Consider the following 20966-nt stretch of genomic DNA (forward strand, 5'->3'; position numbering starts at 1 on the left):
GCCCCCGGCCTTCCTCCCGGGGGCGGCGCCGCCCCGTTACGGGCCGTTCGGCGGCAGCGGCTCGATGATGTCGTTGGCGACGTGCTGATAGATGACCGAGCTGCGGCAGTCGACGACCTCGCGGCGCTTGAAGACCTGGTCCATGAGGAGCGCATGCAGCCGGTCGACGTCCGGGACGGCGACATGGACGAGGAAGTCGTCACCGCCCGCGACGACATAGACGTTGAGCACCTCCGGCAGTGAGGTCAAGAACGCCTTGAACCGCTCGATGACCTCGCGGTTCATGGGACGGATCCGGATCGTCAGCAGCGCCTGTACGGGGCGGTTGAGGGCGCGCAGATCGACCGTGGCCCGGAAGCCGGTCAGCACACCGCGGGCGCGCAGCGCGCGGACCCGCTCCAGACAGGTGGAGGGCGCGATGTCGAGCCTGCGGGCCAGCTCGCGATTGGTCTGCCGTGCATCGCGCTGCAGTTCGCGGACAATCGCCGAATCAATGTCGTCCATGGGGCCCATGATGGCGCACCTGCCGAATTTTATTCGGCCGGAGCCCCAGTTGACCATTTGCTCGGTTACCTTCTGCGAATGTGACCGTACAAGAAACATCCCTTCCCGCTTCCGGACATCCGGATGTACGGCGGCTGGGCATCGGCAGCGGTACCGCGCTGTGCGCCGGCGCGGTGCTCGGCCCCGGCATCCTGACCCTGCCGTCCCTGGCCGCTGCCGCGGCCGGCCCCGCCTCGATCGTGGCCTGGGTGGTGCTGCTGGCCCTGTGCGTACCGGTGGCCACCGCCTTCGCGGCGCTCGGTGCGCGGTTCCCCGACGGCGGGGGCGTGGCCACCTATGTGCACCGGGCGATCGGGCCGCGGGCGGCCGCCGTGGTGGGGTGGTGGTTCTACGGGGCGGTGCCGATCGGTGTGGTCTCGGCGGCCTGGATCGGCGGGAAGTACGTGGCCGGTGCGGCCGGTTGGGGCGGCACGGGCGCGGCGGCCGTGGCCGGTGTGGTGGTGGCGGGGTCGCTGGCCTCCAACGCGGTGGGGCTGCGGCTGTCCGGCCGGGTGCAGCTGCTGTTCGGGGGGCTGCTGGCGGCGGTGCTGCTGTGCACGGTGCTGACCGCCGCCCCGCAGGTGTCCGCCCGCCATTTCACCCCGTTCCTGCCCGGCGGCTGGTCCTCGGTCGGGTCGGCGGCCTCGGTGCTGTTCTTCGCGTTCGCGGGCTGGGAGGCGGCCAGCCATCTGTCGGGCGAGTTCGCCGATCCCGGCCGGGATCTGCCGCGGGTGACGCGCCGTACGCTCGCCGTCATCACCGTGCTCTACCTGGGGCTCGCGGTGGTCACGATCGGTGTGCTGGGGCCCGCCGCGGCGGCCACCGACACCCCGCTGACCGAGCTGCTCGCGCGGAGCGTGGGCGGCGCGGCCCGTCCCGTGGCCGCCGCGGCGGCGCTCTTTCTCACCTACGGCGCGGTCAACTCCTATCTGGCCGGGGCGTCCCGGCTCGGTGCGGCGCTCGGCCGGGACGGGGCGGCGCCGCGTCTGCTGGCCAAGGGCGGCGGGCCGGGCGAGGTGCCGCGGCGGTCGCTGGCGGTGCTGGGCGCGGCGGCCGTCCTCGTGGGCGCGGCGGCCGGCTTCGGCGGCGCCGGTCTGGATCTCCTGATGAGGGCCACCGCCACCTGTCTGGCGGCGGTGACCCTCGCGGGCCTGGCCGCCGCACTGGTGCTGCTGCCGCGCCGCACTCCCCTGTGGTACGGCGTGTGCGCGAGCACGCTGCTGACGACGGCCGTGCTGGCCTTCTCCGGACGGCTGCTGCTGATCCCCGCGGGCCTGGCGTGCGCGGCCTTCTGCTCGCTGACGCTGCGCCGGGTGGTCCGCCGGGACCCGGTCGGCCGCTGAGCCGGCGCAGCAGCCGGACGCAGCGGCTCCAACGGGCAGGCCGGGCACACCGCGCCCGCCCGTGCGCCCCCTCCCGTACCTGGTCCGGCATCCCGTTCCAGAGGCACCTCTCCAATATAGTGGAGAGTATCCTCTAGAACATGGCCAGGCCACCCCGGTTCGATACGTCGCAGCTCCTCGACGCCGCCGTACGGCTGGCAGCCGAGTGCGGCCCCACGGGCGTCACCATGTCCGCGGTCGCGGCGGCCGTCGGCGCGCCCAGCGGCTCGCTCTACCACCGCTTCGCCGGCCGCTCGGCGCTGCTGGCCGAGGTGTGGCTGCGTACCGTCGAGGACTTCCAGGAGGGCTACTTCGAGGCCCTGGAATCGTCGGACGACCCGCGCGCCGGGGGCCGGGCGGCCGCCCGGCACATCGTGGCGTGGAGCCGCACACACCCGGCGGAGGCCTCGCTGCTCCTGTACGGGGCCCATGACTTCGGGCGGGACGGCTGGTCCGACGCGCATCTGCTCCGCGCCGAGGAAGGGAACATGCAGGTACGGGCGGCCGTGGCGGCGCTCGCGGGGGCGCTGGGGATGCACGGCAGGCCGGGCCTGGACCGGGTGACGCTCGCCGTCATCGATCTCCCGCTGGCGCTGGTACGCCGCCATCTGCGCGGCGGATCCCCCCTGCCCGCGCACGCCGAGGACCTGGCGGAGCGGTGCACCGACGCCCTGCTGGCCGGCGACTGACGGAAGCGGTCTGCCCCCCGTACGGAGTGCGGTCCGGCCCCCGCACGGGCGAGGGGCCGGACCGGCTCCCCCGGTCAGCCCGACGCGCAGGTGGTCGGGGTGGCGTGGGCCGGGTCGAGGGCGTTGGCCGTCTCGTGGAAGGCGATGCGGTCGGCGAGCCCGATGGCCACATGCTCGGAGTAGTCGGTGGGGCACAGGTCCTGGAGCACGATGTTGCGCACATCGGGGCCGTTGAGGAACTGGGTCCGGTAGGGGGTGGCGACCTCGTCGTACTGGGTCGCGAGCACCGTGTAGTGCACCCCGGGGACGGTGTCGCCGCCCTCGTTGAGGCGGTTGAGGAGGTCCGAGCCGGCGATCTGGTCGGACAGGCCCGGCGTCAGCCGGTCGAGGTACTGCTTGGCTCCGGGGAAGTAGGGCAGCAGGCGGGTCAGACCGTCCAGGTCGGTGCCGTGGTTGTCGGGAGCCAGCCCGACCAGCGCGTTCACCTTGCCCGCGCCACCGTGGAACTTCAGGTACACCCGCGGCATCATGCCGCCCTGCGAGTGGCCGACGAGATCGGCCTTGGCCGCGCCGGTGGCGGCCAGCACCCGGTCGACATAGCCGGCGAGCTGCTCGGCGGAGGCGTCGATCGGCCCCAGCCCATGGAAGAACGGGACGCCGGGCAGCTGCCCGTAGTCCAGGGAGAAGACGCAGTAGCCGCGGGCCACCAAGTAGGGCGCGAGGCCCAGCCAGTTGTCGACCGCGTTGCCCAGGGTCCCGTGCACCAGGACCACCGGCCGCGGGTGGTCGGCGGAGGGCTTGCAGGAGTAGTCGTTCCAGCCGCTGCGGACGGTGGGGGCGGCAGCGGCGGGCACGGCGGTGGTGACACCGAGGACCAGGGCGAGGGCAGGGAGGAGGGTGAGCGTTCTTGACCAGCGCAGCTTCATACGATGCTCCTTGCGGGGTGAGGGGACTCCGAAGTGCTCGGTGAGCCGTTCAATTCACCTGCGATCCGGATCGCAAGGGCCAACGCAGTTGACTGGCAAGTAAGTTACGGCCGGGTAAGCACGGTGTACCAGTGGTGTGACGGTGAAGGAAACCCCACATGACCCTCACCGGACGTCCGGGGCGCCAAGCGCCGGTTGTGTGCTTGCGTCCGGTTCCCGGTGTTCCGCCGGCGCGGATGCCGGAGCCGTCCCGTACAGTCGAGAGCGCCTTGACCAGGGGCACGGCAGAAGGGGAAACCGGTGGAGACGGCAGGGACGGCGGCAGGAGCGGCGGATCCGGCCGGCATCGTGGAGGTCGCGTCGGAGGCGGAGCTGCGCGAGCTGATCGGGGAGCCCAACTCCCATGCGGCGAACAAGACCCGCCACCGGCTGCACGACCTGGACCGCCGGTGGCTGGCCCGCTCGCCGTTCTGTGTGATGGCCACCGCGGATGCGCAGGGCCGGTGCGATGTCTCCCCCAAGGGCGACCCCGCGGGTTTCACCCATGTCCTGGACGACACCACCCTGGTGATCCCGGACCGCCCCGGCAACAAGCGTCTGGACGGCATGGTGAACATCCTCGGCAATCCGCATGTCGGGCTGAACTACTTCCTCCCCGGTCGCGGTGACACCCTGCGGATCAACGGCCGCGCCCGGCTGCTGCGCGATGCCCCCTTCTTCGACGAGCTGACCGTGAAGGGCAACCGCCCGCGACTGGCGCTGCTGGTGGAGGTCGAGGAGGTCTTCTACCACTGCTCCAAGGCATTCCTGCGCTCGGAGCTGTGGAATCCGGAGACCTGGCAGCCGGACGCGCTGCCTTCGCGGGCCCGGATCGTCAAGGGCGTCGAGGCCGAGCACGTGCCGCTGGAGCATCTGGAGCGGCACTACGGCCCGGGGTATGCGGAGAAGCTCTACGGCTGAGGCGCCCGGGACCTGTCCGGGGGGCGGGGCGATAACCGTCAACGGCCGGGGACGGTGCCCGTCAACGGCCGGAGGCGGTACCCGTCAACGGTCGCCGGCGAAGAACCCCAGGTACGCCTCGGCCGTCTCGCGCGGCGTCTCCTGGGCGGGGTGGTGCCCCGCGTCGAGCACGACCTCGCGCACATCGGTGGCGACCTCACGCATCTGCCGGGCCGGGTCGCCGCCCATGGCGTACCTCCCGCCGACCGCGAGGACGGGCATCGGCAACGGGGTGCGGGCGGCGGCGCGGTTGAGCTCGGCGTCCTCAAGAGTGGCGCGGTAGACGGACAGCATCGCCCGCAGGCGGCCGGGCAGCGTGTAGCACCGGACGTATTCGTCGAGGAAGTCGGAGGAGAGCGCGTCGACGTGGTGGGCCTCCTGGGACATCCAGTGGTCGATGAACTGCCGCTCGCGCCCCGTGATGAGCATCTCCGGGACGTCCGGCTGGAAGAAGAAGCCGATGTGGTAGACCCACTCCCCGGCGGCCACGCGCTCCGCGCCGAGGTGGGTCAGCTCCTCCCAGCCGAAGCCCGCCAGATAGGCCTCCTGGTAGACCAGCTGCCGCACCCGACCGGGGTGGCGGGCCGCCAGCTGATAGGCGACAGCGGCGCCCCAGTCCTCGCCGACGACGCGGTAGGAGTCAAAGCCGAGCGCGCTCATCAGCTCGGCGATGTCGTCGGCGAGCGTCGCCGTGTCGAAGCCTGTGGCAGCCGGAGCGGAATCGCCCAGTCCACGCAGGTCGGGCGTGATCACGGTGTAATGGGGCGTCAGATGCGGGACGACGTCCCGCCAGTGGTAGCTGGTCTTCGGTGCACCGTGGAGCAGCACCACGGGCTCGCCCCGGCCTCCCCTGCGGTAATGGAGCCCGGTGCCGTTCACGGACCGGCGCGCCGAGGCCAGCGGATCTCCGAGATGGTCGTGCATGTGCATCTGCGTCGTCCTTGCCCTGCTCGATTTGGTCACTTCCAGTTACTCACTCACCGTAGGGAAGTAGGCTCCGGGCAGGAAGAACGCACTTTTCAGCGAGAGGGGCACCTCGTGGTGACCGACCAGGTCAGGCGCCATCCCGACGACGCGGACGTGACGCGCGCCGACTCGCTGGCCCGCGAGATCTTCGCGGGCGTGGCCAACAAATGGGCGCTGCTGATCATCAATGTCCTGGGCGAACGGACGCTGCGCTTCACCGAGTTGAGGAACGCGGTGGACGGCATCAGCCACAAGATGCTCACCCAGACCCTGCGCGGCCTCGAACGTGACGGCGTCGTACACCGGACGGTGCACGCCACCGTGCCGCCGCGCGTCGAGTACCGCCTGACCGAAGCGGGCGAGGCGCTGCGCGGCACGGTCAACGGCATGTGCGCGTGGACCCGCCGGTACCTCGACGAGATCGAGGCCGCCCGCAGCCGCTTCGACGCGCGCGACGACGGGCACGACCCCCCGGCCGCCGGCCGGTAACACCGGTAACACCGGTAACGGGCGTGGTGCCAACCGGCGCGGCCGGACACGGTCCTGGAGGTCACGGCCGGGCGCGCTACGGCCGGACGTCGCGACCGGGCGCCACAGCCGGGGGCAGCCGGGCGCCACGGCAGGCCGCTACGACCGGGCAGCCCCGGGGCCGAGCGGCTTGGCACCCGGGGGCGGGGATGTCCGGCCAAGGTGGCCGAGAGCCGCCGCGGGCCGTACGCTCCCGGCGCCGAAGCGCGCCCTGGCCCGGTCGACGGCTGCCTCGATGCGGTGGGCCCTGTCGTCGGACGGGTCGAAGGTCAGCTGGCGGGCGGCGAGTTCGGCGCGGCACAGGTCCTCCGCGCGCAGCGCCACGGACCGCACCCGCGCCCGCTGCAGTCCGAGCGCGGCATGCAGCGCGTAGGCCGCCCCGGTCAGCGCGGGCCCGTGTGCGGTCGGCTCGTCCAGTCGCCGGGTGCGGGTGGTGGTGGAGCGGTCGGCGTAGCGGACGGTGAGGGTGAGCGCACGGGCCACCTGCCCGCTCGCCCGCATCCGGACACCGAGGCCGTCGGCGAGCGAGAGCAGCGCCCGGCGGCGCCGGTCCGGGTCCAACTCGTCGTACACGAAGCGGTGTTCCGCGCCCATCGAGCGGGCCGCGGCGTTGGGTGTCACCGGCGTCGGGTCGATGCCGCGGGCCCGCTCGTACACGACACGGCCGGCCTTCGCGCCGAGGATACGTTGCAGGGTCGCGGGCGGCGCGGCGGCGATCCGGCCGACGCTGTCGAGCCCGTACGCACACAGGGCGCGCGCGGTCGCCGGGCCGACGCCGTGCAGCGCCGAGGCCGGGCGGCGGTCGAGGAACGCGGCGACGGCTCCGGCGTCGCCGGGGACGCCCCGGATCTCCCCGGGCGCCGCGCCCTGGGCGGCCATCCGGGCGAGCAGCGGGTTGGTGCCGATCCCGATCGTGCACCGTACGCCGTGCCAGGCCAGCGCGCGCAGCCGCACCAGCTCGGCGATGCCCGCCGCGTCCCGGTCGAAGTAGCGCAGCGCACCGCGCACATCCGCCAGCGCGGCGTCCGGCGGCAGCGCCTCGATCACCGGCGTGAACTGCGCCAGCAGCCGCAGCAGTTGCTCGAATCCCCCGGCGCTCACGGAGGTGCCGTCGGCGGCCGCGAACCGTATGTGGAGCATGCCCGGCCGGCGCGCGGCGGGGGGCCCGGCGGCAGCCGCTCCGGTGGAGCCGGTGCTTGTGCCGGGGGTCATCCCGCGCTCCCCGGGCTGGAGTGCCACAACTTGCGGCCGGTGGCCGCGCGTTCGCCCGGGGGCTGGAGGTCGGCCCACGGGTGCAGCTCATAGCCGGTCTCCAGCCGGATGGTACGGCCCGGGGCGGCGGCCGGCCCGGATTCCCGGTCCGCCGAGGCCCCCTCCCCCGGCCCCTTGCCCGTCCGGGCCGGCCCGTCGCCCTTCTCCGCCGGCCCGTCGCCCGCCCCCTCGTCCGGGGTGTCCGGTTCCGTCGCGAGCCGGGCGGCGACCGCCGCCAGCCCGCCTTCGCGGCGGAGTGCGGACAGCTCGGCGAGGTTCCAGGCGGCGGCGCCGACCACGCTGAAGCTGCGCGGGCCGCGCCGCTGGACCGTACCGCGCACCAGCAGCAGCCAGGAGTGGAAAATCGTGTGCGCACACGCCGCAAGGGGACTGGGGGTACCTCCCGGGCCGCCAGGGCCCGGGGGAGCGTCGAAGAAGACGCAGTCGACCAGTCCCGTACTGTCGTCCAGGGTGGTGAAGATGACCCGGCGGCCGGAGCGGATCGGCGGCGTCTGGGTGGCCGCCTTGGCGCCGGCGACCAACACCGTCTCGCCGTGCCCGGCACTGCGCAGCAGCCGGGCGGGCAGCGCGCCCAGCTCCGCGAGGAACTCCCGGTGGTCGGCCATCAGATGGCGGGAGGCGTCCATGCCGAGGACGCCCAGCTCGGCGCTGAGCCGTTCGATGTCGCCGAGGTCGGGCAGCCCCGCCGGCTCGACCAGGTCGACCGGCGCCGTCCGCTCCCCCCGCTCCGGGCCCGCGCTGTCGAGGGCCCCGGCCGGCAGCGTCAGCTGACCACCGGAGGTCCGCCGCCCGTGGTGGTGCAGTTCGGCGAGGTACAGCAGCAGATCCCGCCGGTTCGCGCCGAAGGCGTCCAACGCGCCCACCCGGGCGAGGCGTTCGGCCACCGGGCGGCTCGGCCTGGCCCGCTGCCACAGGTCCTGGAGCGAGCGGTAGGGCTGCCCGGCCGCGATCCGCTGCGCCTCGGCCTCGCTCATGCCGTGCACATCGCAGAGCGCGAGCCGCAGTCCCCAGACCGCACCGGAGCGGGGTCCGCCCTCACCGGAACCGGACACCAGTTCGATCCGATGAGCGACCGCCGACCGGTTCACATCCAGCGGCAGCACCGGCACCCCGCGCCGCCGCGCATCCGCGAGCAGCAGCCGCTTCGGGTACATCCCGGGGTCGTGGGTGAGCAGCCCGGCGTAGAAGGCCGCGGGGTGGTGCGCCTTGAGCCAGGCGGACTGATAGGTGGGCACCGCGAAGGCCACCGCATGCGCCTTGCAGAAGCCGTACGAGCCGAAGGCCTCGACGATCTCCCAGGTGCGCGCGATCACTTCGGGCGGATAGCCGCGGCGCTCGGCGTGCCGGGCGAACCAGGCACGGACCCTGCCCTGCAGCTCCGGATGCGACAGCGCGCGCCGCTTCTCGTCCGCCTCGTCCCGGGCACAGCCCGTCATGATCCGCAGCAGTTCGATGACCTGCTCGTGGAACACCACCACCCCGTAGGTCTCGCGCAGCGGTTCCTCCAGGTCGGGGTGCGGATAGCGGACCGGCTTGCGGCCGTGCCGGGCCTCGATGAAGGGCCGCACCATATCGGCGGCGACCGGCCCCGGCCGGAAGAGGGAGATATCGACGACCAGATCGTGGAAGGTGGCGGGCTGCAGCCTGCCGACCAGGTCGCGCTGGCCCGGCGACTCGATCTGGAAGCAGCCGAGCGTCTCGGTCGAGCGGATCAGGTCGTAGGTCGCCCGGTCGCCGGGCGGTACCTGCGCCGGGTCGTCGAGGTCGATCCGGCGCCCGGTGGCCCGGCCGATCTCGGCGACCGCATGCGCCATCGCGGACTGCATCCGTACGCCCAGCACATCGAGTTTGAGCAGCCCCAGGTCCTCCACGTCCTCCTTGTCGAACTGGGACATGGGCAGGGGGGCGCCTCCCGTGCCCTCGATGCCATGGGGGACCTCGCTGCTGGTGGGCACGACAGGCGTACGGTCCAGCAGCGTGGCGTCGGAGAGCAGCACCCCGCACGGGTGCATGGCGATCCCCCGCGGCAGCGCGTCCAGCGCCTCGACCAGCTGCCACAGCCGCTCGTCGCCGGCCTCCCGCACCCCGCGCAGCTCCGGCAGCTCGGCCAGCGCCGCGCGCGCATCGCGGGCCCGGATGTGCGGGAAGGCCTTGGCCAGCCGGTCCACCTGCGCCGGGTCCATGCCCAGGGCGGCACCCACGTCGCGTACGGCGTGCCGTACGCGGTAGGTCTCGGGCATCGAGACCGTGGCGACCCGCTCCGCCCCGAAGCGGTCGAAGATCGCGCGGTAGACCTCCAGCCGGCGGGCGGACTCGACATCGATATCGATGTCCGGCAGCGCCGTCCGCCGCTCGGACAAGAAGCGCTCCATCAGCAGCCCGTGCTCGACCGGGTCGGCGTGCGCGATGCCCAGGAGATGGTTGACCAGGGACCCGGCGCCGGACCCGCGGGCCGCGACCCGGATGCCCCTCTCCCGCACGTCATCCACGACTTGAGCGACCGTCAGGAAGTACGAGGGGTAGCCGAGCCGTTCGATCGTCCGCAGCTCGTCGTGCAGCCGGGCCCAGCGCTCGCGGTCGCGGTCGTAGCCGCGCAGCACCATCCCGGCGGCACAGCGCGAGCGCAGCACCCGGGCGGCGGTGCGGTGGCCCGCGCCGACCAGCTGCGGCTCGGGGAAGTGGACCCGGCCGAGCCCGATGTCGTCCTGCGGGTCGACCAGGCACTCCCCGGCGGTCTCCTCGGTCATGGCGAGCAGCCGGTGGGCCAGGCCGCGCCGGAATCCGGCCGCCTCGGCGATCCGCTCGGCGGTGCGGCTCATCGTGGCGGCATCCTTGAGCCAGCGCTCACCGCTGTCCCAGGCCTCGGGCCGGCGCCGGTCCACCGGCACCAGACGGCGGGCGGAGTCCAGGACATCGGCGACCGGGCCCTGGCCGGGGTCGGCATAGCGGACCGCGTTGGCCAGGACGGCGCGGACGCCCTGGCCGACGGCGAAGCCGAGGGTGCGGGCAGCCAGCCGCGGGGAGCCGGGGCCGCTGCCGGGCCGCCCGTGGTCGACGACCTCCAGGCGCAGCGCCTCGCCGTACAGCTCACGCCAGGGGGCGAGGAGCCTGGCGGCGCGGTCCGGGCGGCCGGCGGCCAGCGCCCGGCCGACCTCGGAGTCCGGTCCGAGCAGCACGGTCAGGCCGTCCGCGGCGGATTCCAGGGAACTCCACGGGAGAACGGGCTGCCCGGTCCGGCCCGCGTGGGCGGCCGAGACCAGCCGGCACAGGGCGGCCCAGCCGGCCGCTCCGTCGCGGGCCAGGAAGACGGCGCGGGCGGCGGACTCGTCAAGGAAGGCCCCGCCGCGCACCGGGGTACGCCGCCGCGTGGTGGCCGCGCCGGCCACGGGCCCCGGCGCGCGCTCCGCCACGGCGAGTTCGGCGCCGAACAGCGGGCGGATACCGGCCCCGGCGGCGGCCTTGGCGAAGCGTACGGCCCCGGAGAGCCCGTCCCGGTCGGTCAGCGCGAGGGCATCCATCCCACGCTCGGCGGCGCGCTCGGCGAGCCGCTCCGGAGGGGAGGCACCGTAGCGCAGGGAGAACCCCGATGCGGTGTGCAGATGCGTGAACCCGGGCATCCGCACCTCCTGCGCTTCATCCGCCCCCCGGCTGACCCTGTATCCCTCGTTCCTCCCTCCACCATAACCCGCTCATCGAACATTCGTACGAAGACCTGTTCCGGGGGTGCACCTCCCGCCCCTCCGCCGATCAGCCCCACCCGATCTGCACACCCCCCTCACCGACCGGAAGATAGCGGAGCAAAAGCACCGAAAACATCGGACCGGCAGCCGGAAGTGCGGCGAGGAGCGACGCATGGCCACGACGGACGACGGCACCCGCACCACCTTCCTCAGGGAGGTGAAGAGCGCGGTGACGCCCCATGCCTCGCTGCTGGTGCTCGGCGTGCTGGGGCTGATGATCGCGTTCATCACGTCGTACACCGGCGCCTTCCACCACCCCAGGCCGGCCGATGTGCCGTTCGGCGTCGTCGCCCCGCCAAAGGCCGGCGGACGGCTGGTGAGCACACTGGACCGGCTGCCCGGCTCCCCCCTGGACCCGCGCGCGCTGCCCTCCGAGCGGGCCGCGCGACAGCAGATCGGGAACCGGACGATCGATGGCGCACTGATCGTCGACCCGCGCGGCCGCACCGACCGGCTGCTGGTGGCCAGTGGCGGCGGCGCCTCCCTCGCCCAGGCGGTCGAACTGGTCGTCCGCGCGGCGGAGAAGGCCGCGCACCGCACCGTACGCACGGTGGACGTGGCCCCGGCGGACCCGGGCGACAGCCGCAGTCTGTCGTCCTTCTACCTGGTCGTCGGCTGGTGCGTCGGCGGCTATCTGTGCGCCGCGATCCTCGCGATCAGCGCCGGGGCGCGCCCCTCCAACAGGCACCGGGCGGTCATCCGGCTGGCCGCGCTCGCCCTGTACGCGATCGCCGCCGGACTGGCCGGCGCGATCATCGTCGGTCCCGTCCTCAGCGCCCTGCCCGGCACATTCTTCGGGCTGTGGGGACTGGGCGCCCTGGTCGTGTTCGCGGTGGGCGCCACCACCCTGGCCTGCCAGGCCCTGCTGGGCGTCATCGGCATCGGCCTGGCGATCCTGCTGATCGTCATCCTCGGCAACCCGAGCGCGGGCGGCGCCTACCCCTACCCGATGCTGCCCCCGTTCTGGCGCGCCATCGGCCCCGCCCTCCCCCCGGGGGCGGGGACCTGGACCGCACGCTCCCTCGCCTACTTCCGCGGCAACGCGGTCACCGGCCCGCTCCTGGTGCTGTCCGCCTGGGCGGTGGGCGGCACCCTGCTCACCCTGGCACTGTCGATCTTCCGCAAGAAGGGCGAGAACCCCACATGACCCTCTCCGCCAACCGGCTGTCCGACCCCGCGGTACGCGCCCTGGTCACGGCCCTCAACGGCCATGACGAACAGGCGTTCTTCGCCGCCCTCACCCCTGACGCCACCATGTCCGACGACGGGTCCGAGCGGGATCTGCGCGAGTGGTGCGAACGGGAGATCTTCGCCACGCGCGGGCACATCGATGTGCAGTCCGAGTCGCACCAGGGACTCTCCCTCGTGGCGGACTACCGCAATGACACCTGGGGCGAGATGCGGACGCGCTGGCACTTCACGGTGGAGGACGGAAAGGTGAGCCGGTTCGAAACGGGGCAGGCGTGAGGTCCTGCCGGACGTACAGGCGTGAGGTCCTGCCGGACGTAGGGGCCCCGACATCCGGCAGGACGTAGGGACCCCGGTACGGGAAGGGCGCGGCGCCTCGCTTCAGGAGCGGCGCTCTCCGCGACCACGGCGACGCTGAGCAGACGGTCTGCGCCTGAGACATAGGGCCACTACGTGGTGGCGGCCACCTCCACGGCTTGCTGCTCACCACAGCGACGGTGGCCCTGATTTGGCCGCCGTGCTGACCGCAATTCCCGGCGCGGCACGGGGCCAGTCATCCGGCCAGGGCCTCCCCAAGCCTGCTGCGGGCAGCGCCTTCGAGCGACTGGTGCAGGGCGTCGGCGCGGGTGCGGATCAGGCCGTCCCGGTATGCCTGGGGAAGTCGCTGCCAGACGTCGACGGCCATGTCCGCCGCTGCGGAGGGGTCTCCGTCAGCCTTGAGGCATGTCGCGGCGTCCATGGTCAGCAGGGCGCGGGTCATGACGGACGGCGATCGGGTGAGGGCGAGCGCTGCTTCTTGTTCTGCGTGCGCTTCGCAGGTCCGTCCCATCAAGGTGAATGCTTGGGATAGGTGGACGTGGTGTTTCTGGAGGGGGTATCCGAACCAGGTGTCGGCAGCCTGCTCGGTGTCCAGGCGCTCGGCGATGGACCGGGCGTCAGCGACCGCGCGCAGTGCGCCTTGGTGGTCTCCGGTGGAAGCGAGGGCTCGGGCGGTCACGGCAGCGGCCAGTGCGGCTGAAGCTGTCGGTGTCCGGCCGGCTTCGGCACGGGCGCGGATGGCGAGATCCGCAGCAGCGTGCGGAGCGCCGTAGTTGAGCGGGACCATTGCGTGCCGTGCCAGGCTCCAGGCCAGCATGTGGCGATCGCCGGACTCCCGCGCGGCCTGTTCGGCGGTGGCGGACCAACCGATCGAGTCGCGCTGGTCACCGCGGTCGTGCTGGATGATCGCCACCAGGCCGGTGATCCCCGCTGTGGTGCGGGCGAGATCGGCACGGGCAGAAGCCCGGAGGGGGCGGCTGAGCACGTCCCTGAGGAGGTCGAGATCGTTTCTCATCTGGGCGAGGACGGCGCCGGGCGGACGGCCACGGTAGCCGCCTCGATGCCGCTCGAACGCGCCTGCCAGGTAGTCGAGATCACCGGAGTCGGAATCTGCGAGGCCGGCGTTGATGCCTTGCCGCGCCTCCGCGAACCCCGACACGGCGACTGCTCCTGTCGCTCCCGCCGCCACACCGAGAAACTGTCGTCGTTTCACCGCCGTACCCTCCTCTCCCTCGACACCGGATCGGCGCTGTGCCCTGCGGCATCGCCTGCTCGCCGCCACCGCACGGACAGTCTCCTCCACGGAGCATCCGTAGACCTCTGCCAGCAGTTCGTGCCATACCGGTGTCGGCAGACGGCGCTCGGTCTCCCAGCGCTTCAGGTTCTCCGGGTCGAACCACCGTCCGCCCTGGGCTTCTTGTAATGCCAGAGCCTGCTCATCGCGCGTGAGCCCGGCCGATTCCCGGATCCCTCTCAGCATGGCGCCGATGCCGTCTGGTGCCATCATGCCCATCCCCCAAGCGTCTGACAGTTCCGAGCCCATTCCTGGCCCCCCAATATGGCCCCCTGCGCGAAATTGCACCCCTCGCTGGCACCGGACCGGTCTGCCACAGGCGAGTTGACTGAGTCTCAGCCAAGCAGCAGGCCAGAGGAGGTTCAATCCCCCGTCTCCCGGCCTCCTTCGCCTTAAGCCTCAGTTCGAAGTCCGTCGAAGGGCCCTCGCCATGCACGTGTACAGCCAAAGCTTCTTTCTGGTCCGCGACCCGACCTCGGTGCCGCTCAGCCGTCGCCGTCTCCGCGATGTGGCTGAGAAATGGGGGATGCGCCTGAACGAAGCCTCCGACACGGCACTGACCACCGTCGTCTCGGAACTGGTCACCAACGCGGTGCGGCACGGCACGGGCGCGATGCTCACCGTCGGGGTACGCGCCAACCTCAGCCGGCGGCGGGTCCTGGTCGAGGTCTACGACGGTTCACGCATCCTGCCCGTGCCGCGATGCGCGGCCCCCGAGGACGAGGCCGGGCGCGGTATGGCGCTCATCGACCGCCTTTCCCTCTGCCACAGAGCCGAGCGAACCACGTGCGGCAAGTGCGTCTGGGCAGAGATTGCCCTGCCCAGACAGCAGCTCACGCGCCGCGAGCTCCTGCTTCGTCCCGGTCGCGCCGCCCGAGCCGTCGCCCGCCGCCTGACCGTGCCCCGCGGGCCCCTGGCAACGGCCCTGACAGGGCATCGCGGCTGTCCGGGGCGCCACTCCCCCCCCCGGCCGCCCTCGACTCCCCACCCCGTCGAGAGGGCCGGACAGCAACACACTCCGCGCATTTCACACAGAGAAGGAGAGTCTCCATGCCCGACAAGCTGAATACGGCCCAGCCCGGAGAGAACGACCTGGTGCCCATCGAGATCGGCGAAGCGGCCGAGCTGACCGAAGGCCAGGGCGGCGGCAACAGCGAGGACAAGCGCCGCGCCTACAACTGACCGTCGAGCGTAGTACGGCCCCAACTGGGGCCGCACCGCACCCATATACCGACCCCTGGAGGAATCGGTGATCTTCGGAGGCTTCAGCACCCCGCGCAGACCCCACCCCCGGCCGGCCGAAGCGAAGCCTGTCGCAGCAGGGTCAGCAACGTGGAATCTGGGCAGCGGCCCTGCCCGCTCGGTAACGAACGACAGCGATCGACGGCGTGTCCTCATTCTGGGGCTCTGCGGTGCCACCAGCTTCGAAATGCAGTACCTGGCCGGCAGCAAACTGCCCGACGATGTCGCGTGGCGATGGCCCGGCCCCTACACCGTCGTGGAAGAAGCCGAAGACGGCGTGACCGTCTACACCGACCCCGCCTCCACCCACCCCGTCTACCTCACCGCCTACCAAGGTGAGTGGGCGTGGTGCACCTCCGCTCGGACGCTGGCATCGCTCATCGATGCCCGCGTAGACACCCAGCGGCTGGCGTGCTCGATATTTCTGCCGTCGGTGCCCACGTTGGCCGGCCCACGGACCTCTTTCACGGGTGTGGAGCAGCTGCCGCCCGGCAGCCGAATCGAACTGCCCGCCAACGGCAGCAGCCCCAGATGTACGACCTTGTGGCGGCCCGATGCCGGCTCTGCCGGACCGCCCGCGCAGCGTCTGCGAAGTGCGCTGACGGACACCGTCGCGCTACGCGTGGCAGCTGATCCTGCTCTGTCGTGCGACCTGTCCGGAGGGCTGGACTCGACTTCCGTCGCAGGTCTGGCAGCGCACGCGCTGTCGCCCTCCGGCCGTCTCAACGCGGTCACCGTCCATCCTGAGGGCGACACGTCCGGTGCGGATCTGCATTACGCGCGTCTGACGGCCGATGCGTATGAGGGCCGCATCATTCATCACCTGCTGCCGATGGCAGCGGAACATCTGCCGTATACCCGCATCACCGCGGTGACAGCGACCGATGAACCAGCGCCCTCCACCCTGACGCAGGCCCGTCTGTCCGGTCAGCTCCGCTGGATGCGATCGGAACTCGGGAGTCACACGCACTTGACCGGCGACGGCGGCGACAGCGTCCTGTTCCAGCCGCCCCTTCACCTCGCCGACCTGATACGCCACCGCCATTGGAAGCGAGCAGCCAGTGAGGCGTTCGGCTGGGCCCGGCTACGCCACGGCAAGGTCCTTCCGTTCCTGTCCGATGCCACGAAGGCCGCCAGGACCAGCCGCCACCGAGCTCTCACCAATCTCGCCCGTACCGTCGGCACGCCCGGCCGAAACGATCACGGGTCCGTCCGCTGGTTCCCTCTTCTGCCGTTCCCCGCCTGGGCCGAACCGACAGCCCGCCGCCTCCTGGTCCAAGCGGCCCACGAAGCCGCCGCTGCGACTGACATGCTGCCCGGCTTGGACGGCTCCGTACGAGTCCTGGTGGACGAGATCCGCGAAGTCGCCCGCACGGCAGCAGCCGACGGGGAGCTGGCCGCCTCCTGCGGTATCAACCTGCACAACCCGTTCCTCGACGCCACGGTGATGGACACCGTGCTGAGAACGCCACTCGACCAGCGCCCACCGCTCCACGCCTACAAGCCACAGCTGAGCCAGGCCATGGCCGGGCTGCTCCCACCCGCCGTAGCAACCCGCACCACCAAAGGCAGCTTCGACGCCGACCACTACGCCGGCCTGCGCGCCAACCTGCCCGGCCTCCGCGCCCTCACCGACGGCCACCTGGCCGACCTCGGCCTGATCAACCCCACCACGATGGGCCGAGCCCTGTGCAGGGCCGCCGCCGGCATTCCCATGCCGATGGCCACCCTCGAACAAGCCCTGTCCACCGAAGCCTGGCTCATCGCCCATCACCGCGACCCCGCACCTGCATGGACGACCGAGCACGCCCGGAGCACATATGGCTGACCCGCCCCGCTTCGCCATGGCCCCAGCCCATGTCCGAGCCCTCGATTTTGGGCACGTCGCCGTCCTCGTCGACTACCGCAATGGCCATGTCCAATGCCTGCTGCCCGCCGCGGCGACATTCTGGCGTGAAGCAGCCGCCATAGGCCGCCTGGACCGCACCCCGGCCGGCCTCTCCACCCGGCTTCTCGCCGCCGGATTCCTGACCCCGACCACCACCCCCACGCCCTGGCCAGCCCCCCTGCCCGCGAAGGCCGCCACCGCGAGCTGGGGCAGCGCAGAACACCCTGCCGGAACGAGCCGTCCTGCCCCCACCGGCACCACCACAGCAGCTGTCGGCGCTCTGGCCGCGATCCTCGCCGTCAAACGGCTCGGCGGCAGAAGCGCCACCATGCACCGCATCACGACCGCGCTGAGACGCGTGACATCAACCTGCCGCCACCCCGCCACCCACGACCAGGCAGAAGCCGCCGTCCTCGCCGTCCGCCGCGTCGGCTGGTACTCACCAGCGAGAACCGCTTGCCTGGAGGAGTCCGCCGCAGCCGTACTCCTGCTCGCCTCAAGACGCCTGTCCGCCACGTGGTGCCACGGTGTCGCTCCAGACCCCATCCGGCTACACGCCTGGGTGCAGACTGACGACGGAGTCCCAGCCGCCGAGCCGCCCTCGACGCTCGCCTACACCCCCGCCCTCACCATTGGAGCCCGCCATCAACACCAGCTCTGACCCGATCCTGTGGATCGGCACCGACACCTGCGCTCTTGGCCCCTACCGCGCCGACCTCGTCGAGACGTACTGGCGCTGGGAGCAAGACCCCGCTCTCCTCGTCGGCTACGGCCGTCAAGCACCCGAGTCCCTGGAGGCACGTACCGAGGGCATGGCACACCAACTCCGAGGCGAGAAGATCCGCTTCACCATCTACGACCTCAACTCGGGTGAGCCCGTTCCGGCGGGAGTCGCGACCCTCTTGCCCGACCATGCCGTCCGCACCGCCGAATACATCATCATGCTCGCCGCCGAAGCCCGCGGACGCGGACTCGGCACCCAGGCCACCCGCCTGACCCTCGACTACGCCTTCCACATCACCAACCTGCGCATGGTCTGGCTCAAGGTCCTCGCCCCGAACAAGGCCGGCATCCGCGCCTACGAGAAAGCCGGCTTCCGCGCCGCCGGCACGCTCCGGGAAGCCGGATACTGGCTCGGCCAGACCTGCGACGAAGTCATCATGGACGCCCTAGCGAGCGAGTTCGCGGGCTCTTCGGTGGTTACTCCCCGGCTGACTGGCTAGTGGGCCTCGAAAGGCGGTGCGTGGCCGCACCTCCATATCCGCAAGGGACAACCTCCGGGCCCAGAATCCCTGATCGTGGAGGTCACGCAACCGAACGGCATCTCCAGACCGGCACACCTGCCAATGCCCACCGGGATGCTGTTTGCCTATTCCAAGGCCGGCTGTCCGGGCGCTCCCGTCGTGTGAGCCGCCGGCGGACCGAGTTTCGGGTGGGATCTTCGGTTGGAGGATAGCAACGGCGATTCGGGCCCGTGCCACCAACAGATTCTGGAGGAATGGATCACCGAGACCCGCGTCATCTGCTCTGTGGAGTCCGCACTACGGATTGAAACCGTGGTGTCGCCTGGTCGAGAACAGGACGGCCACAGAAGGGAGCGCGAATACCGCGACGAGCAGAAAGCGGCTCAGGCCGCCGAGTAGGCATCCAGGCCCGGCCGGGTCGGCTTGGGCCGCACTGCTCGCCAGCCCTCGCCCACCGCGACGCCCAGATCGCCGCCACCAGCGAGGTCCTCGACACCCTGGCCAAGACTGTCGCCTTCCATACCCGCGACGAACTCCGCCAAGCAGCCGTGGAGTTCGAGCGGGCCTCCCGCTCTCATGCCGGAGACGAGTCGGCGCCCCCTTTTTCGCGCGGACGCGGGAACCGTCTACGCACGCCCTCGACCAGTCGAGCTCGCCAGCCGCTTTCATCCCAGCCAGCAAACATCCCGCCCGGGAATCCGCCCGGAATCCGCTCACCGGGCGGGACTTCGCGGACACGCCCCCGCCTCACATATGCGTTCCGCCGTCGATCCGGATCTCCGTGCCGGTGATGAACGCACCGTCCTGCGAGGCGAGCATCGCGATGACCCCCGCGACCGTCTCCGGGCCCGCGAAGCCCTCGCCGATGGCCGGGGTGAGCTTGGTGAACAGGCTCATATCGGCGTCCTCGGGCAGCCCCGGGCCGGGGCCGCTGGTCATGCCGCTGGCGATGGAGCCCGGGGCCACACACACCGCGCGCAGCCCCTGCTTGCCGTACTCGCTCGCGATGGCGTGCGTCATGGACTGGATGCCGCCCTTGCTCGCCGCGTACGCCGACATGTACGGGTGCGCGAACGAGGCGGAGGTGGAGCTGAAGTTGACCACGACCGGCGCCCGGCCTTCCAGGAGCGCGGGCAGCGACTCACGGATCATCAGGAACGTGCCGGTCAGGTTGACCGAGATGATCTGCTGGAAGTCCGCCAGGCTGGTCTCGTGGGTGTGTGAGGAGCGCAGGATCCCGGCCGCATTGACCAGGACGTCCAGGCCGCCGAGGCCGGCCACCGCGGTGGCGACGGCGGTGCGGACCGCCGCCTCGTCGGCTATGTCCAGCACCGTGGTGGTCAGCCGCCCGGCCGTCCCGTCCGCGGCGGCACGGTCGGCGGTGACCTGCAGACCCGCCGTGTCGATGTCCGCCGCCACCACCCGGCCGCCCTCGGCGAGGATCCGGTGGACGGTGGCCCGGCCGATGCCCGAGCCGGCCCCGGTGATCAGGGTGCGGCGGCCGTCAAAACGGTTCATGGTCCAGCTCCGTTCTCGGGGTATCGTGCGCACGCTACGCCCGCCTGGCACGTCGTGCCAACTCAGCTCTACGTGCCATTACGGCACGACACTCCGTAAGCTGACGCCATGCCGACCGCACCCCGCTCCGCCCCGCTTCCCCGCCCCTCGCTCACCGAGCGGCGCAAGGCCGAGACCCAGAGGGAGATCGCCCGTACCGCGGCGGCCCTGTTCGCCGAGCGCGGCACCGCGGTCACCGCCGACGACATCGCACGCGCCTCGGGGGTCGCGCTGCGCACGTTCTACCGCTACTTCCACACCAAGGAGGAGGCAGTGGTGCCGCTGCTCGCCGACGGGGTGCGGCAGTGGATCGACGAGCTGGCCGCCGCACCGGCCGGCCCAGACACACCCCCCGTACGCGAGGTGCTGGAGCGGACGGCCCGCCGGTCGGTGACCCCTGCCGACGAGCCGGCCGCGGAGGCGCTGCGCTGGACCCGCGGACTGCTGCGGGCGATGCCGGACGACCCCGCGCTGCGCGCGGTCTGGCACCGGGTGCACCACGACGCCGAGGAGGCGCTGACGCCGCTCCTGGCGCGGCTGACCGGCGCGGGAGCACTGGAGGTACGGCTTGCCGCGGCGGCCGCGAACACCGCGATGCGGATCGCGGTGGAGGAGTGGGCGGCGGGAGACGCGGCCCCGGACGGGCCGCAGGGGCCCGGCGAGCTGGTGGTGCAGTGCCTGCGGGCGCTGACGGCCGGGCTGCCGCAGCTCGACGGGGCGCACGGCGCGGCGGGCGGGACGGCACCGGGCGGGGGCGGGACGAAGCCGGGGCGGGGCCGGACGAAGCCGCACCAGGACGGGAAAGCCGGCCGGGACGGGAAGCCCGGCCAGGACGGGAAAGCCGGCCGGGACGGGAAGCCCGGCCAGGACGGGAAACCGGGCCGGTAAGGCGAGCGGCAGCCGGCCGGTTCTTACCTCGGCGGGCGCCCCGGGCGGCACGGAGGGCGCCTCCGGCCCCCCTCTTCGGCCAATCGCCGGAGATCGAAACCCGCCCGAACGACCGGTCGGCGGCCGGATTCCTTCGTTCCGGGTCCGGACGGCTCTTGCCAGGAGCATGACCGGTGCGACATCCCCGCTGGCCGCACACCCCTTTCATCCGGCCGTCCGGGACCACCTCCGGCCCGTTCGCGCCATTACTCTCAGCTTTCATCTAATGACTCAAAGCGATCGCCTTGTGCACACTCGGGGTG

The 20966-nt window shown here is 72.0% G+C and carries 19 protein-coding genes and 1 pseudogene; 12 read left to right on the forward strand and 8 right to left on the reverse strand.

Annotation, left to right across the window (positions count from 1 at the left end):
• Positions 1-36: 36 nt before the first annotated feature.
• Positions 37-504 (reverse strand): Lrp/AsnC family transcriptional regulator, encoded by a 468-nt coding sequence (locus tag ACWGJY_RS23430; protein WP_453262783.1) that lies wholly within the window; start codon positions 502-504, stop codon positions 37-39.
• 80 nt (positions 505-584) lie between these two features.
• Here ACWGJY_RS23430 and ACWGJY_RS23435 point away from each other — a divergent pair, with 80 nt between their 5' ends.
• Both ACWGJY_RS23435 and ACWGJY_RS23440 read left to right on the forward strand, forming a co-directional pair.
• Positions 585-1886 carry an APC family permease gene (locus ACWGJY_RS23435; protein WP_453262784.1) on the forward strand — a complete coding sequence of 434 codons (1302 nt, stop codon included), beginning with the start codon at positions 585-587 and terminating at the stop codon, positions 1884-1886.
• 140 nt (positions 1887-2026) lie between these two features.
• A complete protein-coding gene (locus ACWGJY_RS23440) occupies positions 2027-2614 on the forward strand; it encodes a TetR/AcrR family transcriptional regulator (protein WP_453262785.1) in 588 nt (195 codons plus the stop codon).
• A gap of 74 nt (positions 2615-2688) precedes the next feature.
• Here ACWGJY_RS23440 and ACWGJY_RS23445 read toward each other — a convergent pair whose 3' ends face one another.
• On the reverse strand, positions 2689-3540 hold the full coding sequence (locus tag ACWGJY_RS23445; protein WP_453262786.1) for an esterase/lipase family protein: 852 nt from the start codon (positions 3538-3540) through the stop codon (positions 2689-2691).
• A gap of 300 nt (positions 3541-3840) precedes the next feature.
• Between ACWGJY_RS23445 and ACWGJY_RS23450 the strand changes: the two genes are divergently transcribed.
• Positions 3841-4500 carry a pyridoxamine 5'-phosphate oxidase family protein gene (locus ACWGJY_RS23450; protein WP_453262787.1) on the forward strand — a complete coding sequence of 220 codons (660 nt, stop codon included), beginning with the start codon at positions 3841-3843 and terminating at the stop codon, positions 4498-4500.
• Between the two features lie 84 nt (positions 4501-4584).
• Here ACWGJY_RS23450 and ACWGJY_RS23455 read toward each other — a convergent pair whose 3' ends face one another.
• Complete coding sequence (locus ACWGJY_RS23455; protein ID WP_453262788.1) at positions 4585-5469, reverse strand: alpha/beta fold hydrolase; 885 nt, start codon at positions 5467-5469, stop codon at positions 4585-4587.
• A 108-nt stretch (positions 5470-5577) separates the two neighbouring features.
• Here ACWGJY_RS23455 and ACWGJY_RS23460 point away from each other — a divergent pair, with 108 nt between their 5' ends.
• Positions 5578-5994, forward strand: a complete 417-nt coding sequence (locus tag ACWGJY_RS23460) for a winged helix-turn-helix transcriptional regulator (protein ID WP_453262789.1) — start codon at positions 5578-5580, stop codon at positions 5992-5994.
• A gap of 138 nt (positions 5995-6132) precedes the next feature.
• Here ACWGJY_RS23460 and ACWGJY_RS23465 read toward each other — a convergent pair whose 3' ends face one another.
• Together ACWGJY_RS23465 and ACWGJY_RS23470 are read right to left on the reverse strand one after the other, a co-directional pair.
• On the reverse strand, positions 6133-7245 hold the full coding sequence (locus tag ACWGJY_RS23465) for a DNA polymerase Y family protein (RefSeq protein ID WP_453262790.1): 1113 nt from the start codon (positions 7243-7245) through the stop codon (positions 6133-6135).
• Entirely contained in the window at positions 7242-10922 is a 3681-nt protein-coding gene (locus tag ACWGJY_RS23470) for a DNA polymerase III subunit alpha (RefSeq protein ID WP_453262791.1), read from the reverse strand. Before ACWGJY_RS23470 ends, ACWGJY_RS23465 begins: the two co-directional genes overlap by 4 nt.
• Before the next feature lie 235 nt (positions 10923-11157).
• On the opposite strand from ACWGJY_RS23470, the gene ACWGJY_RS23475 reads away from it, so the two are divergent.
• Positions 11158-12192, forward strand: coding sequence for a DUF3533 domain-containing protein (locus ACWGJY_RS23475; RefSeq protein ID WP_453262792.1), 1035 nt, complete (start codon positions 11158-11160; stop codon positions 12190-12192).
• Positions 12189-12512 (forward strand): nuclear transport factor 2 family protein, encoded by a 324-nt coding sequence (locus tag ACWGJY_RS23480; RefSeq protein ID WP_453262793.1) that lies wholly within the window; start codon positions 12189-12191, stop codon positions 12510-12512. Before ACWGJY_RS23475 ends, ACWGJY_RS23480 begins: the two co-directional genes overlap by 4 nt.
• 274 nt (positions 12513-12786) lie before the next feature.
• Here the strand turns inward: ACWGJY_RS23480 and ACWGJY_RS23485 are convergent, their stop codons facing one another.
• Positions 12787-13764, reverse strand: coding sequence for a transcriptional regulator (locus ACWGJY_RS23485; RefSeq protein ID WP_453262794.1), 978 nt, complete (start codon positions 13762-13764; stop codon positions 12787-12789).
• A 511-nt stretch (positions 13765-14275) separates the two neighbouring features.
• On the opposite strand from ACWGJY_RS23485, the gene ACWGJY_RS23490 reads away from it, so the two are divergent.
• From ACWGJY_RS23490 to ACWGJY_RS23510, 5 genes are all read left to right on the forward strand, one after another.
• Complete coding sequence (locus tag ACWGJY_RS23490; protein WP_453262795.1) at positions 14276-14911, forward strand: ATP-binding protein; 636 nt, start codon at positions 14276-14278, stop codon at positions 14909-14911.
• Positions 14896-15027, forward strand: coding sequence for an albusnodin family lasso peptide (locus ACWGJY_RS23495; RefSeq protein ID WP_453262796.1), 132 nt, complete (start codon positions 14896-14898; stop codon positions 15025-15027). The genes ACWGJY_RS23490 and ACWGJY_RS23495 overlap by 16 nt, the downstream gene beginning before the upstream one ends.
• A 67-nt stretch (positions 15028-15094) precedes the next feature.
• Positions 15095-16915 carry an albusnodin/ikarugamycin family macrolactam cyclase gene (locus tag ACWGJY_RS23500; protein WP_453262797.1) on the forward strand — a complete coding sequence of 607 codons (1821 nt, stop codon included), beginning with the start codon at positions 15095-15097 and terminating at the stop codon, positions 16913-16915.
• Positions 16908-17636: a lasso peptide biosynthesis B2 protein gene (locus tag ACWGJY_RS23505; RefSeq protein WP_453262798.1), complete on the forward strand. Its 729-nt coding sequence runs from the start codon at positions 16908-16910 to the stop codon at positions 17634-17636. Before ACWGJY_RS23500 ends, ACWGJY_RS23505 begins: the two co-directional genes overlap by 8 nt.
• A 13-nt stretch (positions 17637-17649) precedes the next feature.
• Positions 17650-18198, forward strand: a complete 549-nt coding sequence (locus ACWGJY_RS23510; protein ID WP_453262848.1) for a GNAT family N-acetyltransferase — start codon at positions 17650-17652, stop codon at positions 18196-18198.
• A gap of 404 nt (positions 18199-18602) precedes the next feature.
• Here ACWGJY_RS23510 and ACWGJY_RS23515 read toward each other — a convergent pair whose 3' ends face one another.
• Entirely contained in the window at positions 18603-18797 is a 195-nt protein-coding gene (locus ACWGJY_RS23515) for a hypothetical protein (protein ID WP_453262799.1), read from the reverse strand.
• 169 nt (positions 18798-18966) lie between these two features.
• On the reverse strand, positions 18967-19737 hold the full coding sequence (locus ACWGJY_RS23520) for an SDR family NAD(P)-dependent oxidoreductase (RefSeq protein WP_453262800.1): 771 nt from the start codon (positions 19735-19737) through the stop codon (positions 18967-18969).
• Positions 19738-19845: 108 nt separating this feature from the next.
• On the opposite strand from ACWGJY_RS23520, the pseudogene ACWGJY_RS23525 reads away from it, so the two are divergent.
• A pseudogene (locus tag ACWGJY_RS23525) lies at positions 19846-20493 on the forward strand (TetR/AcrR family transcriptional regulator); the annotation flags it as partial.
• Positions 20494-20966 lie beyond the last annotated feature (473 nt).

The organism is Streptomyces sp. NPDC054765 (assembly GCF_053612065.1).